General features: G+C 72.5%; 2 protein-coding genes and 2 pseudogenes. All 4 read right to left on the bottom strand.

Annotation, left to right across the window (positions count from 1 at the left end; translation table 11 throughout):
• Positions 1-28: 28 nt before the first annotated feature.
• The 4 genes and pseudogenes from ACN28I_RS39125 to ACN28I_RS39110 all read right to left on the bottom strand — a co-directional run bounded on the left by ACN28I_RS39125 (position 29) and on the right by ACN28I_RS39110 (position 16,330).
• A complete protein-coding gene (locus ACN28I_RS39125) occupies positions 29-724 on the bottom strand; it encodes a phosphopantetheine-binding protein (protein WP_420946978.1) in 696 nt (231 codons plus the stop codon).
• Positions 725-794: 70 nt separating this feature from the next.
• Positions 795-1,829, bottom strand: a pseudogene (locus tag ACN28I_RS39120) (amino acid adenylation domain-containing protein); the annotation flags it as partial.
• A 193-nt stretch (positions 1,830-2,022) separates the two neighbouring features.
• Positions 2,023-3,153 (bottom strand): annotated as a pseudogene (locus ACN28I_RS39115) (condensation domain-containing protein); the annotation flags it as partial.
• Positions 3,107-16,330: an amino acid adenylation domain-containing protein gene (locus tag ACN28I_RS39110; RefSeq protein WP_420946977.1), complete on the bottom strand. Its 13,224-nt coding sequence runs from the start codon at positions 16,328-16,330 to the stop codon at positions 3,107-3,109. The gene ACN28I_RS39110 and the pseudogene ACN28I_RS39115, both read right to left, overlap by 47 nt.
• Between the last annotated feature and the right edge of the window lie 36 nt (positions 16,331-16,366).

Here is a 16,366-nt window from a genome sequence, read left to right as displayed (position 1 = left end):
CACGCCCTCCAGAGGGCCCCCCGACTGCTCACTCATCCTCGTTCTCCTGCTCCGCTCCGGTGTTGCGCCGCCGTGCCTGCCGCTGCTGCTCCATCCGGGCCCGCCGATGGTCGAAACGCTCGGGATCCGCCTGCTCGGGCGGGACCGCGGCCGCGGTCCGCTGGAGCAGATACGCGGCGAGGGCCCCGATGCTCGGGTACTGGAACAGCTCGGTCAGCGGCACGTCGATGCCGAGCTGGCTGCGCATACGGCTGTGGATCTGCACCAACGTCAACGAGTTGCCCCCCAGGTCGAAGAAGCGGTCATGCAGACCCACCTTCGGCACCTGGAGCACTTCCTGCCAGAGCGCGGCCAGGGCCCGCTCCGTTTCCGTCCGCGGCGGGGCGAAGGTCTCGCCCGCCCGCTGCTGGCTCGCGTCCGGAGCCGGCAGCGCCTTGCGGTCCACCTTCCCGCTGGGCGAGAGCGGCAGGGACGGCAGCACCATGAAGGACGAGGGCACCATGTGCTCCGGCAGCCGCTCGCGCAGGCCGGTGCGCAATGCCGCCACCTCGGGCCCCGCGCCCTCGCCCACCAGGTAGGCCACGAGCTGCTTGTTGCCCGGCACGTCCTCCCGCACCACCACCACCGCGTCCGCCACCCCGGACTGCTTGCGCAGCACCGCCTCCACCTCGCCCAGCTCGATACGGAAGCCGCGCAGCTTCACCTGCCCGTCCGCACGGCCCACGAACTCGAGCTCCCCCGCCCGGCAGCCACCGCACCACGTCGCCCGTGCGGTACAGCCTCGCGCCCCGCTCCCCGCTGAGCGCGTCCGGCACGAAGCGCTCCGCCGTCAGCTCCGCACGGCCCAGGTAGCCCCGTGCGAGGCCCTCGCCGCCCACGTACAGCTCTCCGGACACGCCCACCGGCACCGGCCGCAGCGTCTCGTCCAGCACGTACACCCGCACGTTGCCCAGGGGCCGGCCGATGGTGGGCCGCTCCTCGCTCACCTCGCTGGTGAGGGTGGCGCACACCGCCACCTCCGTCGGGCCGTACGCGTTGATGAAGCGCCGCCCCTGCTTCCATCGGGCCGCCAGCTCCGGCGAGCACGCCTCCCCCGCGGAGACGGCCACCTTCAGCGACCCCAGCTTCTCCGGCTCCAACTGCGCGAGCACCGAGGGCGTCAGCGTCACCGCGGTGATGCGCTGCTGCTCCAGCACCTCCATCAGCGGAGGCCCCGGCAGCAGGGCCTCGCGCGGCGCCAGGCACAGGCTCGCGCCCGACAGCAGCGTCGAGAACATCTCCCACACCGACGCATCGAAGCCGATGGACGAGAACTGCAGCACCCGGCTGTCCGGCCTCAGGCCCAGCGCCTGGAAGGCCATCCGCGCCGTGTTGACGAGGCCCCGGTGTGTCAGCACCGTGCCCTTGGGCCGGCCCGTGGAGCCGGAGGTGTAGATGATGTACGCCGCGCTGTCGGCCGACACCGCCGCGTCCGGAGCGTGCCGAGGCTGCTTCGCCACCGCCTCCCAGTCTGTATCCAGCAGCACGCGCGGCCCCTCGGACGAGGAGGGAATCCGCGCCGCCAGGTGCTCCTGCGTCAGCAGCAGCGGGGCCCGGGCATCCTCCACCATGAAGGCCAGGCGCTCGCGCGGGTAGGACGGGTCCAACGGCAGGTACGCGCCGCCCGCCTTCATCACTCCGAGGATGCCCACCATCAGCTCCAGCGAGCGATCCACGAACAGGGCGACCGGAACCTCCGGCCCCACCCCGCGCTCGCGCAGGTGCCAGGCGAGCTGGTTGGCCCGCTCGTCCAGTTCCCGGTAGGTGAGCGTCCGGCCCGAGAACGACACCGCGGGCGCGTCCGGAGTGCGTGCCGCCTGGGCCTCGAAAAGCCGGTGGGCGCACGGGGCGGACGGGGGCTCGCGGTGGGTGTCGTTCCACTCCACGAGCACCTGGCGCTGCTCCGCCTCGGAGAGCAGGGAGAAGCTCCGCGAGGCGCCGCTCGGGCTCGCGCACCGCGCCCACCAGGAGCGTGTGCAGGTGCTCGAACATGCGCGACACGGTCCCGCTGTCGAACAGGTCGGAGTTGTACTCCACCGTTCCGCGCAGCTCGCCCTCCTGCTCGGAGAAGGAGAACGCGAGGTCGAACTTGGAGGACTTCCGCTCCAGCTCGAGCGGGCGCAGGGTGAGCCCCGGCAGCGACAGCTCCGGCAGGGGCGCGTTCTGCAGGGCGAGCATCACCTGGAAGAGCGGCGTGCGGCTCAGGTCCCGCTCCGGCTGCAGCGCCTCCACCAGCTTCTCGAAGGGGACGTCCTGGTGCGCGTAGGCTCCGAGCGTGCTCTCTCGCACGCGGCCGAGCAGCTCGCGGAAGGTGGGGTTGCCCGCCAGCTTCGTGCGCAGCACCAGCGTGTTGACGAAGAAGCCGATGAGGCCCTCCGTCTCCACCCGGCCACGGCCCGCCACGGGCGAGCCCACGCAGACATCCTCCTGCCCCGAGTAGCGCGAGAGCAGCACCTGGAGGGCCGCCAGCAGGGCCATGAAGGGTGTCACGCCCTCGCGCCGGCAGAGTGCCTCCAGCGCCCCCGTCAGCTCCCGGCCCAGCCGCACCGGCAGGTGGGCGCCTCGCGACGTCTGCACCCGCTGCCGGGGACGATCCGTCGGCAGCTCCAGCGCGCGCGGAGCCCCGCCGAGCTGCTGCCGCCAGTATGCGAGCTGCATCTCCAGCGACTCGCCCCGCAGCCAGTCCCGCTGCCAGGCCGCGTAATCCGCGTACTGCACGGGCAACGGCGCCAGCGTCGCCTGGACGCCGGTGGTGGCCTCGCCGTAGAGCGCCGCCATCTCCCGCACCAGCACACCCATGGACCAGCCGTCGGAGACGACGTGGTGCATCGACAGCAGCAGCACATGCTCCCGCTCACCCAGCCGCACCAGCAGGGCGCGCAGCAGCGGACCGTGCTCCAGATCGAAGGGCCGCTCGCCCGCCTCGCTCACCCGGCGCCGGGCCTCGGGCAGACGCTCGGCCTCCGGCAGGTCGCTCAGGTCCACCTGCTCCACCGCCACCTGCCACGAGGGCGCGATGACCTGGAGCGGACGGCCCTCGTTGGAGGAGAACGTCGTGCGCAGGGACTCATGACGCCGCACGAGCCCGGCCAGTCCGTGCTCCAACGCGGCCACGTCGACGGCCCCCTCCAGATGGAGGGCCGCCAGGACGTTGTAGGCGGAGCTTCTGGGGCTCCAGCCGGGAGAGGAACCACAGCCGCTGCTGCGCGAAGGACAGCGGCAGCTCGCCCTCGCGTGTAACGGCCTGCAGGGGCGGCAGCCGTGAGCCCTGCCCACGCTGGAGCGCCGCGTCCACCCGCTTCGCCAGCTCGGCCACCGTGGGCGCCTCGAAGACGTCCCGCAGTGGGATTTCCACCTGGAAGGTGCCGCGGATGCGGGAGACGACCTGCGTGGCCAGCAGCGAGTGGCCGCCCAGCTCGAAGAAGCTGTCGTGCACGCCCACCCGCTTCACGCCCAGCACCTGCGCCCATACGCCCGCCAGCAGCTCCTCCTGCGGCGTGCGCGGCGCATCGAAGCCGGAGGACTCCTGACCGGCCACGGACTGCGGAGCCGGCAGTGCCTTGCGGTCCACCTTGCCGTTGGGCGACAGCGGCAGGGCCTCCAGCGTCACGAAGGCCGAGGGCACCATGTACTCCGGCAGCAGCTCCTTCACGAAGCCGCGGAGCTGCGCGAGGTTCAACCCGGGGTCCTCCACACCCTCACCCCGTCCCTCTCCCGGAGGGAGAGGGGAAATGGGGGAAGTGGGGGACCTGGGCACCACGTAGGCCACCAGCCGCTTGTCGCCGGGCGCGTCCTCCCGGACCACGGCCACCACCTGCTCCACGCCGGGGTACTTCGCCAGTGCCTCTTCGACCTCCCCCAGCTCGATGCGGAAGCCACGCACCTTCACCTGCGTGTCCCGCCGTCCGAGGAACTCGATCCTCCCGTCCGGCAGGTACCGCACCAGGTCGCCCGTCCGGTACAGCCGGGCACCCGGCTCCTGGCTGAACGGATCGGGCACGAACTTCTCCGCCGTCAGCTCGGGCCGGTTGAGGTAGCCCAGGGCCAGGCCGTCGCCTCCCGCGTACAGCTCTCCGGGCACGCCCACCGGCACCGGCTGCATCCGCTCGTCCAGCACGTACACCCACGTGTTGGCGATGGGCCGGCCGATGGACACCGTGGCTCCCACCTGCCCGGGCTCCGTCATCCGGTAGCAGCAGGTGAAGGTGGTGTTCTCCGTCGGGCCGTACCCGTTGACGAGCACGCCCCCGGCCTCCAGCCGCTGCTTCACGCGCGTCGGAGACAGCACGTCACCACCGGCCAGCACCTGCTTCACGCCCGCCAGCGCCTCGGGCTGCGACACCATCATCTGCTCGAACAGCGCCGCGGAGAGCCACAGCGTCGACACCTGGTGCGCGACCAGGGCCCGGCCCAGCTCCTCCAGGGACGGCGTCCCCGCCGGGAACACCACCAGCTTCGCCCCGTTCAGCAGCGCGCCCCACAGCTCCAGGGTGGCCGCGTCGAACGAGATGGGCGCGAACTGGAGGTACACCTCCCGCTCGCTCATCTCCACGAAGCTCGAGCCCTTCACCAGCCGCACCACCGCGCGGTGCGGGACGCACACGCCCTTGGGACGGCCCGTCGAGCCCGACGTGTACATGATGTACGCCAGCGACGCGGGCGACACGCGCTCGCCCAGGCTCTCGCCGCTCTCCTGCGCGAACGCCGCCCACGAGGGCTCCAGCTCCACCACCTTCGCGCTCGACGGAGGCAGCTTCGACAGCAGCTCCGGCTGCACCAGCAGCACCGCCAGCGCCGTGTCCTCCAACATGAAGGCCAGGCGCTCGGACGGGTACCCGGGGTCGAGCGGCACGTACGCGCCGCCCGCCTTGAGGATGCCGAGCGTCGCCACCACCATCTCCAGCGAGCGTCCCGCGCACAGGCCCACCCGCGAGCCCTCCACCACGCCCAGCCGCCGCAGGTGCCGGGCAACCTGGTTGGCGCGGCGGTTCAGCTCCGCGTACGTCAGCCGCTGCCCTTCGTACTCCACCGCGACCGACTCGGGCCGGCGCGCCACCTGCTCCTCGAACAGCTCGTGGATGGAGGCGTGCCTCGGGTACTCCGTCCGGGTGGCGTTCCACTCCACCAGCAGCCGGTTCCGCTCCTCCGCCTTCAGCATCGGCACCGCGGCCAGCGGCGCCTCCGGCCGGGCGGCGAGGCTCCCCATCAGCGTGCGCAGATGCTCCAGCACCTGCCCCACGGCCGCCGCTTCGAAGCGCGCCTGCACGTACGTGAGCTTCAGCAGCAGCGATTTCCCCGGGGTGACGACGAGGGTGAGCGGGAAGTTGGTCCGCTCCACGGCCAGGTAGTCGCGCACGCCCAGGTCTTCCACGCCCTCCCACACCGAGGCATCCAGCGGGTAGTTCTCGAAGGCCACCAGGCTCTCGAAGAGCGGCAGTCCCCGAGGCACGTCGCTCCAGCCCTGGACGCGCACCAGCGGACTGGACTCGTGCTGGCGCAACCCGGCCAGCCGTGCCTGGAGCCCGCGCAGCCACTGCGCCACGCCCTCACCGGAGGGCAGCCGCACGCGCACCGGCAGCGAGTTGATGAGCAGACCCACCATGGCATCGGAGCCCGCGAGCTCCGGCGGACGGCCGGAGACGGTGGCGCCGAAGAGGACATCCTCCTGGCCCGCGTAGCGCCCGAGCAGCAGCGCCCACGCGCCCTGTACCAGCGTGCTGAGCGTGAGCTGGTTGCCGCGTGCGAACTCCTGCAGCGCCGCCGTCTCCTGCTCGGAGAGTTCCAGGTGGAGCGTCCGGGTGCCAGAGGCCTCGGCGCGTCCGGCACCCTTGTCGGACGGCAGCGGCGTCGAGGCGGAGAAGCCCGCCAGCGCCTCGCGCCAGTAGCGCTCGGTGCCCTCCACGTCCTGCTTCCGCAGCCACGCGATGTACTCCCGGTACGCCGGGCCACGCGGCGGTTGCGGCGTCCGTCCCTGCCGGAAGGCCCCGTAGAAGGCGAAGATCTCCTTCAGCAGCAGGCCCACGCTCCACCCATCCAGCAGCAGGTGGTGGAAGCTCCACACGAGCCGGTGCACCCGCGCATCCAGCCGGATGAGCGTCAGCCGCATTAGCGGCGGACGGGAGAGGTCGAAGCCCCGGGCCCGGTCCTCGGCGAGCAGCGCCTCCAACCGCGTCGCCTGCTCCTCGGAGGGCACCGTGCTCCAGTCCAGCTCCTGCCACGGCAGCTCCACCGTGGCGTGGACCGCCTGCAGCGGCTGCTCGAGCCCCTCCGAGAGGAAGCCCGTGCGCAGAATCCCATGGCGGGTCACCGCCTCGCGCCACGCACGCCGGAAGGCCGCGACATCCATCGGGACGTGGAAGGTGCAGGTGACCTGCTCGAAGTACTCACCCGAGCGCGGCGAGTAGGTCGAGTGGAAGAGCATGCCCTCCTGCAGCGGAGACAGGGGGTACAGGTCCTCCAGGGACGAGCCGGACGGCAGCACCCGCTCGAGCGCCGCCTGCTCCAACCCGGCCAGGGGGAAGTCCGCCGGGGTGTAGCGCAGCAGGTCCGCCGGGTCCGCCCGGGCGATGAGCGCCCGCAGCACCGAGACACACTCGTTCGCCAGCGCCTCGAGGGAGGCGCGGGAGTGGAGATTCTCGCTGTACGTCCAGTCCAGCTTCAGCCGCCCGCCCAGCACGATGCCGCCCACCTCCAACAGGTGGGTGCGCGCACCGCCCTCGCCCTGCGCCGGGCCGCTCGACTCGGGAGAGGAACCGAAGAGGGAGGAAGCCGCGGCCGTCGCGTCGAACTGGCCCAGGTAGTTGAAGGCCACCTGCGCGGGTTGTCCGGCGCGCAGCGTCGCGGCCGTCTCGTCGTCGCGCAGGTAGCGCAACAGCCCGTAGCCGAGCCCCCGGTGGGGCACCGAGCGCAGGGAGTCACGGACCGCCCGCACGGCGTCACCCGGGCTGAGCCGCGCGGGCAGCTCCATCACCACGGGGTAGCCGGCGGTGAACCAGCCCACCGTCCGGGACACGTCCACGCCGTCGAAGGGCGCCTCGCGGCCATGGCCCTCCAGTTCCACCCGGAGCCGCCGCTCGCCCGTCCACCGCGCCAGCGCCAGGGACAGCGCCCCGAGCAGCACCTCGTCGATGCGCGCCCGCCACGCCGTGGGCACCGCCTGCAGCAGGGCCTGCGTCTCCTCCGTGTCCAGCATCACCGACACGCGGCGCGCGGAGGCCCGCGTGTTGGGGCCGCCCGCTCCGTCCACCGGCAGCGCCGCCACCTGCTTCGCGGCCTGGGCCTTCCAGTACCCCGCCTCCCGCTCCAGCTCGGGCGAATTCGCGAAGGCGGCCAGCCGCTCCGCCCACTGCTTGTAGGAGGCCGTCTTCGGCGGCAACGCCACCTGCGTGCCCTCGGCGAGCTGCCGGTACGCCACTTCCAGATCTTCCAGCAGTACCCGCCAGGACACCCCATCCATCACCAGGTGGTGGACCACCAGCAGCAGCCAGCCCGTCCTGCCCTGCCCACGCTCCAGGAGCGCGGCCTTCACCAGCGGCCCCGTGGCGAGATCGAAGCCACCGTGCAGCTCCGCCGCCACTTCTTGCAACACCGCCGTGTGCCGCTCCTCCGGCTCGCCCGACAGGTCCACCCGCCGCAGCACGGACACCGGCTCCGGCGCCACGAAGTGCTGCTCCCACCGTCCGTCCACCCGGGTGAAGCGCGAGCGCAGCGCGTCGTGGTGCGCCCACAGCGCCGCCAGCGCGCCCTTCAGCAGCGGCACCTCCAGCGCCTGCCTCACCTCCAGCAGCACGGCCTGGTTGTAGTGGTGCGGCTGGGGCAGCTCCTGCGCGAAGAACCACCGCTGCACCGGCGTCAGCGGCACCTCGCCCACCACGGGCCCCTGCTCCCCGGCGGCCCGCGCGCCCTCCCCTGCTTCCTCCGCCGCCGCCGCCAGCTCCGCCAGCGTCTGGCACTCGAAGATCTGCCGCGCCGACAGCACCAGCCCCGCCTGCCGCGCCCGGCTGATGATCTGCAGGCTGACGATGGAGTCTCCACCCAGCTCGAAGAAGTTGTCGTGCAGGCCCACCTGCGCCACGCCCAGCACCTGCGCCCAGATGGCCGCGAGCCGCTTCTCCTTGGACGTCCCGGGCTCGGCGAACTGGCCCTTGCGGCCCACCTGCGCCACCTCCGGCACCGGCAGCGCCTTGCGGTCCACCTTCTTGTTCGGCGTGAGCGGCAGCGACTCCAGCTCCACGAAGAGCGCGGGCACCATGTAGTCGGGCAGCTTGCTCTTGAGGAAGTCGCGCAGCGCCTCGGGCTCCAGCGCCTCGCCCTCGTGCGCCACCAGGTACGCCACCAGGCGCTTGTGGCCCGGCACGTCCTCGCGCGCCATCACCACCGCCTCGCGCACCCCGGGGTGCTCGCTCAGCGCCCCCTCCACCTCACCCAGCTCGATGCGGAAGCCGCGCACCTTCACCTGCTGGTCCACGCGGCCCACGAACACCAGCTCGCCATCCGCCCGCCACCGCGCCAGGTCTCCCGTGCGGTACATGCGCGCCCCGGACTCTCCACCGAAGGGCACCGGCATGAAGCGCTCCGCCGTCAGGTCCGGGCGGCCCAGGTAGCCACGGCCCACGCCCACGCCCCCGAGGTACACCTCTCCGGGCACGCCCACCGGCACCGGCTGCAGGGCCTCGTCCAGGAGGTACGCCTGCACGCCCTGCATCGGACGGCCGATGCCCAGCCGCTCCGGGCCCGCCTCCTCATTGAGGGTGGCGCAGATGGTCGTCTCGGTGGGGCCGTACTCGATGAGGAACCGGCGTCCGGCGCTCCACCGCCGCGCCACCTCGGGCGCGCACACGTCGCCTCCGGTGAAGAGCGTCGTCAGCGCGGGCAGCCCGCTCGAGTCCAACTGCGCCATCAACGACGGCGGCAGACCCACCGTGGTGATGGCCAGCTCCTCGAGGAGCGTCAGCAGCCCAGGCCCCGGCCGGAGCGCCTCGCGGTCCGCCATGCACAGGCGGGCGCCCGTCAGGAGCGCGGAGAACACCTCGCTCACGAACACGTCGAAGCTGGGCGAGGCGAGCTGCAACACCCGGCTGCCGGGCCCCACGCCACGCGCGCGGGCCAGCATCAGGGCCATGTTGCTCAATCCGTGGTGGGTGAGCAGGACGCCCTTGGGCCGGCCCGTCGAGCCGGAGGTATAGATGACGTAGGCGAGGCTGTCGGGAACCACGCCCGTCCCGGGAGGCGTCTCGGGCTGAGCGTCGAAGGCCGCCGCGTCCGAGTCCAGGCACACGAGCAGCTCGCCGAGCGAGGGCAGCTCATCGGCCAGGAGCTCCTGCGTCACCAGCACCGGCACGGCCGCGTCGCCCATCATCATCGACAGGCGCTCGGCGGGGAGGCTGGAGTCCAGCGGGAGCCAGGCCGCGCCCGCCTTGAGGATGCCGAGCAGGCCCACCACCAGCTCCGGCGAGCGCTCCACGCACAGGCCGACGACCATGTCCGGCCCCACGCCCAGCGTCCGCAGGTGCCGGGCAACCTGGTTGGCGCGCCGGTCGAGCTGCGCATACGTGAGCTGACGCTCCGCGAAGGAGATCGCCACGGCGTCCGGCGTGCGCGCCGCCTGGGCCGCGAAGATCTCATGGGCGCACAGGCCCGGAGGAGCCACCTCTCCACGATTCCCGTTCCACTCCACCAGCACCTGCCGCCGCTCCTCGGCCGTCAGCAGGGGGAGCACCGACAGCCGCTGCTCCGGCGCCGCCACCGCACCCTCCAGCACCGTGCGCAGGTGTCCCTGCAGACGCGCCACGGTCCCCTCGTCGAACAGGTCCGTGCTGTACTCGCACACGCAGCTCAGCCCGTCGGAGGAGTCGGTGAACACCACCGTCAGGTCGAACTTCGCCGCGCCGGAATCCTTGCCCTCGCTGCGCAGTGTCAGCCCGGGCAGCTCCAGCGCCACGTCCCGCGCGTTCTGCAGGATGAGCTTCACCTGGAAGAGCGGCGAGTGGGCCAGGCTGCGCTCCGGGTTGACGGCCTTCACCAGCTCCTCGAAAGGGAGGTCCTGGTGGGCGTAGGCGCCGAGCGACGTCTCACGCACCTGGGCGAGCAGCTCGCGGAAGGAGAGCGCGCCGGAGGGCCGCCCGCGCAGCACCAACTGGTTGACGAAGAAGCCGATGAGGCCCTCCGTCTCCGCGTGGTGGCGGTTGGCGATGTCCGTGCCCACCAGCACGTCCGTCTGGCCGGTGTAGCGGAACAGCAGCGCCTGGAAGGCGGCCATCAGCACCATGAAGGGGGTGCAGCCCTCGCGCTCGGCGAGCTGGCGGATCTCCCCGGCCAACTGGGGGGAGAACTGCGTGCTCAGCAGCGCGCCCTGGAAGGTCTGCACCGCCGGGCGAGGCCTGTCCGAGGGCAGCTCCAGCACCGCCGGAGCCCCTTCAAGCTGCTGCTTCCACCAGGAGAGCTGCGTCTCCATCACCTCGCCGCGCAGCCAGCGCCGCTGCCACACGGCATGGTCGGCGTACTGCACGGGCAGCTCCGGCAGCGGAGAGGGCTGGCCGGCGAGGAAGGCGCCATAGAGCGCGCCCACCTCGCGGATGAGCAGGCCCATGGACCAGCCATCGGAGACGATGTGGTGCAGCGTCAGCAGCACCACGTGCACCGAGTCCTCCAGCCGCAGCAGCGTGCAGCGCACGAGCGGGCCCCGGCCCAGGTCGAAGGGCCGCGTCGCCTCCGCGAGCGCCAGGCGGCGCACCTCGTCCTCACGGGCCCCGGCGGGCACCTCGCGGAGATCCACCCGGGCGAGCACCTGCTCCGGCGCCGGAGCGACCACCTGCACGGGCCCCTCCGGGCTCGCGTGGAAGGTGCTCCGCAGCACCTCGTGACGGCGGATCACCTCGCGAAGGCCGCGCTCCAGCACCTCCGCGTCCAGGTGGCCCTCCATCCGCACCATCGCCGGGACGTTGTAGAAGGCGCTGCCCGGCTGGAGCTGATCCAGGAACCACAGCCGCTGCTGGGCGAAGGACAGGGGCAGCGGGGCGGTGCGAGGCTCGGGCAGCACCGGCGGCCTGCGCCACTCGGCTCCTGCCCTGGCCAGTGCCTCCAGCCGCTGTACGAGCGCCGCCACCGTGGGGGCCTCGAACAGCTCACGCAGCGGCACCTCCAGACGGAAGGCGGAGCGGATGCGCGAGATGGCGCGGGTGGCAAGCAGCGAATGGCCACCCAGCGCGAAGAAGTCGTCATGCACGCCCACCCGCTCCACGCCCAGCACCTGGGCCCAGAGTCCCGCCAGCACTTCCTCGGCGGGGGTGCGCGGGGCGACGTAGCTCCGGGCCACCTCCTGGCTCGCGGCGGGCACCGGCAGCGCGGCGCGGTCCACCTTGCCGTTGGGCGTGAGCGGCAGCGCCTCCAGCACCACGAAGGCCGAGGGCACCATGTACGCCGGCAGCTTCTCCTCCAGGAAGGAGCGCAGCGCCCCGGGCAGCAGAGAGACACCCGCCCGCGGCACCGCGTACGCCACCAGCCGCCGGTCGCCGGAGGTGGAACCGCGCGCCAGCACCACCGCCTCGCGCACCGCGGGGTGGTGCGCCAGCGTGGCCTCCACCTCACCGGGCTCGATGCGGAAGCCGCGAATCTTGAGCTGATCGTCGAAGCGGCCCAGGAACTCGAGCACGCCCTCGGGCAACCAGCGCACGCGGTCGCCGGTGCGGTAGAGCCGTCCACCCGGCTCGCTCCCGAAGGGCGAGGGGATGAAGCGCTCGGCGGTCAGGTCCGGCCGGCCGAGGTAGCCGCGGGCCACGCTGGCGCCGCCGATGTACAGCTCACCGGGAACGCCCACGGGCACCGGCCGCATCCGCGCGTCGAGCACATACACCTCGACGTTCGTGAGGGGGCGGCCCAGGGGCACGGACTCGAAGGTGCGGCCGCGCGTGAGGTGGCAGGTGAGCACGCCCACCGTGGTCTCGGTGGGGCCGTAGTGGTTGTGGATTTCGCAGTCCGGCGCCAGCTCGCGCACGCGGGCGATGAGCGCGGGATCCGTGGACTCTCCGCCCAGGATGAGGCGCTGGCGCGGCAGCACGCGCGCGGCGGCGTCCGAGGCCAGCAGCGCCCCCAGGTGCGAGGGGACGATCTTCAGGCAGTCCACCGCGTGGCGCTCGAACCAGCCAGCGAGCGCGGAGGGGTCCGAAGCGTGCTCGCGCGAGACGAGCAGGAGGGTGCCGCCCAGGCAGAGCGAGGGAAAGAGCGAGGTGTGGCCGAGGTCCGCGGCGAGCGTGGAGACGGAGGCGAAGCGGGCGCCCTCGGGCAGCTCCAGGCGCCGGATGACGGCGCGCACGTAGTGGACGAGCTGCCGGTGCTCGATGGCCACGCCCTTGGGCCGGCCGGTGGAGCCGGAGGTGAAGATGGCGTAGACGAGGTTCTCGGGAGAGGCGGCGCACGGAAGATCCACCGCGTCCAGGCCCGCGAGAACCTCGCGCTCGGAGTCGAGCCGGACGAGCGTGCCCGGGAACCCGGCGAAGCGGCCGGCCAACGGCGCCGCCGTCACGAGGACACGGGCGCCAGCGTCCTCGAGGATGGAGCGCAGACGCTCATCCGGGAAGGTGTCATCCAGCGGCACGTAGGCGCCACCGGCCTTGAGGATGCCGAGCAGACCCACCAGGGCATCCACGGAGCGTTCGAGCCCCAGGCCCACGCGCTGGTCCGGGCCCACGCCGAGGGCACGCAGGTGCCGGGCGAGCTGGTTGGCACGCGCGTTCAGCTCCCGGTACGTCAACGCATGCTCGCCCGCCACCACGGCGACGGCATCCGGCGTGCGCGCGGCCCAGGCTTCGAACATCGTGTGCAGGCACGCGGACTCACCGAACGTCTCGCGCGTCCCGCGCCACTCCGCCAGCAACTGGTGCCGCTCGGCCTCGGGCAGCAGCGGCAGCTCCGAGAGCCGCAGCTCCGGCCGGGCGAGCGCGCCCTCCAGCAACGTGCGCAGGTGTCCGGCGAGCCGCTCCACGGTGGCGGCGTCGAAGAGTTCCACGTTGTACTGCAGCATCCCGGCGAAGCCTTCCGCGGTGTCCGTGAGGCTGAGCGTCAGCTCGAACTTGGCCGTGCCGCTGTCCACGTCCTGCGGGCGCAGGGCCAGGCCGGAGAGCTTCAGCTCCGGCAGCGTGTCCTGCTGGAGCACGAGCATCACCTGGAAGAGCGGCGAGCGCCCCAGGTCGCGTCCCGGCTGGAGCATCTCCACCAGACGCTCGAACGGGACGTCCTGGTGGGCATAGGCGCCGAGGGCCTCCTCGCGAGCCCGGACGAGCAGCTCACGGAAGGAGGGATCTCCGGCGAGCCGGGCGCGCAGCACCAGGGTGTTGACGAAGAAGCCGACCAGCCCCTCGAGTTCGGCACGGCCACGTCCGGCGATGGGGGTGCCGACGCAGAAGTCCTCCTGCCCGGAGTACCGGGAGAGCACCACCTGGAAGGCGGCCAGCAGCACCATGAAGGGCGTGACGCCCTCGCGATGGGCGAGCGTCTTGAGCGCGGCGGACAGCTCCGGCGGCAGGCGCACGGGCAGCGCGGCGCCGCGGGTGTCCAACACGGCCGGACGCACCCTGTCCGTGGGCAGCTCCAGCGCCTGGGGCACGCCGTGCAACTGCTGGCGCCACCAGGAGAGCTGCGCCTCCAGCACCTCGCCGCCCAGGGCCTCGCGCTGCCAGCCCGCATAATCGGAGTACTGCACCGGCAGCGGCGCCAGCGGCGACGCCCGGCCCTCACGGAAGGCCGCGTAGAGCGCCGCCACCTCGCGGATGAGCACGCCCATGGACCAGCCGTCGGAGACGATGTGGTGCATCACCGTCACCAGCAGGTGGCGGTTCGCGTCCAGCCGCACCAGCGTCACCCGGAGCAGCGGCCCCGAGGCCAACGCGAAGGGCTGACGTGCCTCCTCCCGGGCCCGGCGCAGCGCCTCCGCCTCGCGCCCGGCCTCCGGCAGCGGCTCCAGGTCCACCCGCGCCACGGAGAGCGCCAGCTCGGGCAGGATGTGCTGGGAGGGCGTGCCCTCGTGCTGCGGGAAGAAGGTCCTCAGCGACTCGTGGCGCCGCACCACCTCGCGGAAGCAGCGCTCCAGCGCCTCGGTGTCCAGCGCGCCTTCCAGCCACACCGCGGCGGGGATGTTGTAGGCGGGGCTGCCCGGCTCGAGCTGGTCGAGGAACCACAGGCGCTGCTGCGCGAAGGACAGCGGGGGCGCGCCCTGCCACGTGCGCCGCTGGAGCCGAACCCCGACGGAGGCGCCTCCCCGCTGCGCCCACAACCGGCGCGACAGCTCGAAGAGCGAGGGCCCCTGCAGCAGGGCCTCCATGGGCAGCACCAGGCCCAGGGTCTTCTCGATGTCGTGCGTCAGCTCCACCGCGGCCATCGAGTCCAGGCCGAGCCGGGTGATGGGCTCGGCGCCGTCCACCTGCGCGGCGGGCACCCGCAGCCGCGCGGCGAGCCGGGCGCGCAGCCAGGACTCGAGCGCCTCGGGCGTGTCCAGCCGCTCCTCCGGCACGGGCGCGCTGGCCTCGGGCTCCGGCTCCACGGCGGCGTCCGTCTCCCGCCACGCCAGCACCGTGCGCAGCTCCCCCTCGAGGAAACCGGCCTTGCACGCGTGACGCTGGATCTTCCCGCTGGACGTCTTGGGAATGCTGCCGGGCTCGAGGAGCACCAGCGCGTGGGGCTGCACCTCGTGCCCCTCGCTGAGCGCCTGGCGCATGGCCCCCAGCACCTGGGCGGGGTCCGCGGGCTGACGCGGATCGAGCTCCTGCACGACAACGAGCCGCTCCTCGCCGCCCACCTCCACGGAGAAGGCCGCGCCGCACCCGGGCCGCATCGCCGGGTGGCACTGCTCCACCGTCAGCTCCAGGTCCTGCGGATAGAGGTTGCGGCCGCGCAGGATGATGAGGTCCTTGCGACGGCCGGCGACGAACAGCTCCCCGTCCAGCATGAAGCCCAGGTCGCCCGTGCGCAGGAACATCTCCGTCCCGCCATCGGCCAGCCGCGCCTGGAAGGAGCGCTCCGTCTCCTCCGGCCGCTGCCAGTACCCGAGCGCGACACTGGGGCCGGACACCCAGATCTCCCCCACCTCGTTCCCGGCGCACCGGGTGCGCGTCTCCGGGTGGACGATGAGCACCCGCTGATCCGGCAGGGTCCTTCCACAGCCCACCACCACGCGCCCGCCCGTCCGGTCCGCGGGGACCTGCTCCACCCGGGCGCGCTGCAGCGCCGCTTCCTCCACGGTGCGCAGCACGGGCTCCTGGCCCCGCTCACTGCCCGTGACGATGAGCGTTCCCTCCGCGAGCCCGTAGCAGGAATAGAAGGACTGGCGGCGGAAGCCGCAGGCGCCAAAGGCGGACACGAACCGGTCCAGCGTCTCGGAGCGAATGGGCTCGGCGCCACAGAAGGCCACTTCCCAGCTCGACAGGTCCAGGGCCTGCCGCTCCGCCTCGGGGATGCGCCGCGTGCACAGCTCGAAGGCGAAGTTGGGACCGCCGCTGATGGTCGCCCGGTAGCGGGAGACGGCCTCCAGCCAGCGCTGAGGCCGCTTGAGGAACGTCATCGGCGACATCAACACCACGGGGAAGCCCACGAAGAGCGGCTCCAGCACACCGCCGATGAGCCCCATGTCATGGTACGGGGGCAGCCAGATGACGCCCACGCTTTCGCGGTGCGCGCGGAAGGCGTGGGTGATGAGCTCCAGGTTGTGCAGCAGGTTGCGGTGGCTGAGCATCACGCCCTTGGGCGTGCCGGTGGAGCCGGAGGTGTACTGTAGGAAGGCCAGCGAGTCCGGGCCCACGTCCGGCTCGCGCCAGTCCGCCTCCAGGCCCACGGGCAGCTCGTCGGTGGCCACCCACCGCAGCGACTTCAAGTCCGGCGCCTGCTCGAACAGGAACTCGCCCATCCCCAGGATGAAAGAGGTGGTGAGCACCGCCGTCGCCCGCGCGTCGCGGATGATGGCCAGCAGGCGCGGCAGCGTGCGCTCCAGGCGCGAGGGATCCGGCGGGTAGGCCGGTACCGCGACCAGCCCCGCGTGGAGGCAGCCGAAGAAACCCGCCACGTACTCCAACCCGGGAGGGTAGAGCAGCACCACGCGATCGCCGGGGCTCAATCCCTGGAGCGCCGTGGCGATGCGCCGTGCGCGCCGCCCCAGTTCCTCATAAGAGAGCGCGCCCTCTTCGCCTCCGGCGTCATCCAGGAAGGTGTAGAGCCGCTGTTCACCCTCCGCTGAAGCTCTGTGCCCCACCAGTTCGAGCAGCGTGGACACGGACGACGAGGCGGACAGATCCCGAAGTGTTCCCATGGGGAATCCAGTCAAAGTAGCCAGAGGGGTGTTCGC

It is taken from the genome of Archangium gephyra (assembly GCF_049060025.1).
GTDB lineage: Bacteria > Myxococcota > Myxococcia > Myxococcales > Myxococcaceae > Archangium > Archangium gephyra_A.
Note: the sequence above shows the minus strand (reverse complement) of the source record. Positions and strands in the feature narration are given on the sequence as shown.

Excerpts from the sequence above, each read along its gene's own strand:
- ACN28I_RS39110 (WP_420946977.1), bottom strand. The coding sequence starts at position 16,330 with ATGGGAACACTTCGGGATCTGTCCGCCTCGTCGTCCGTGTCCACGCTG.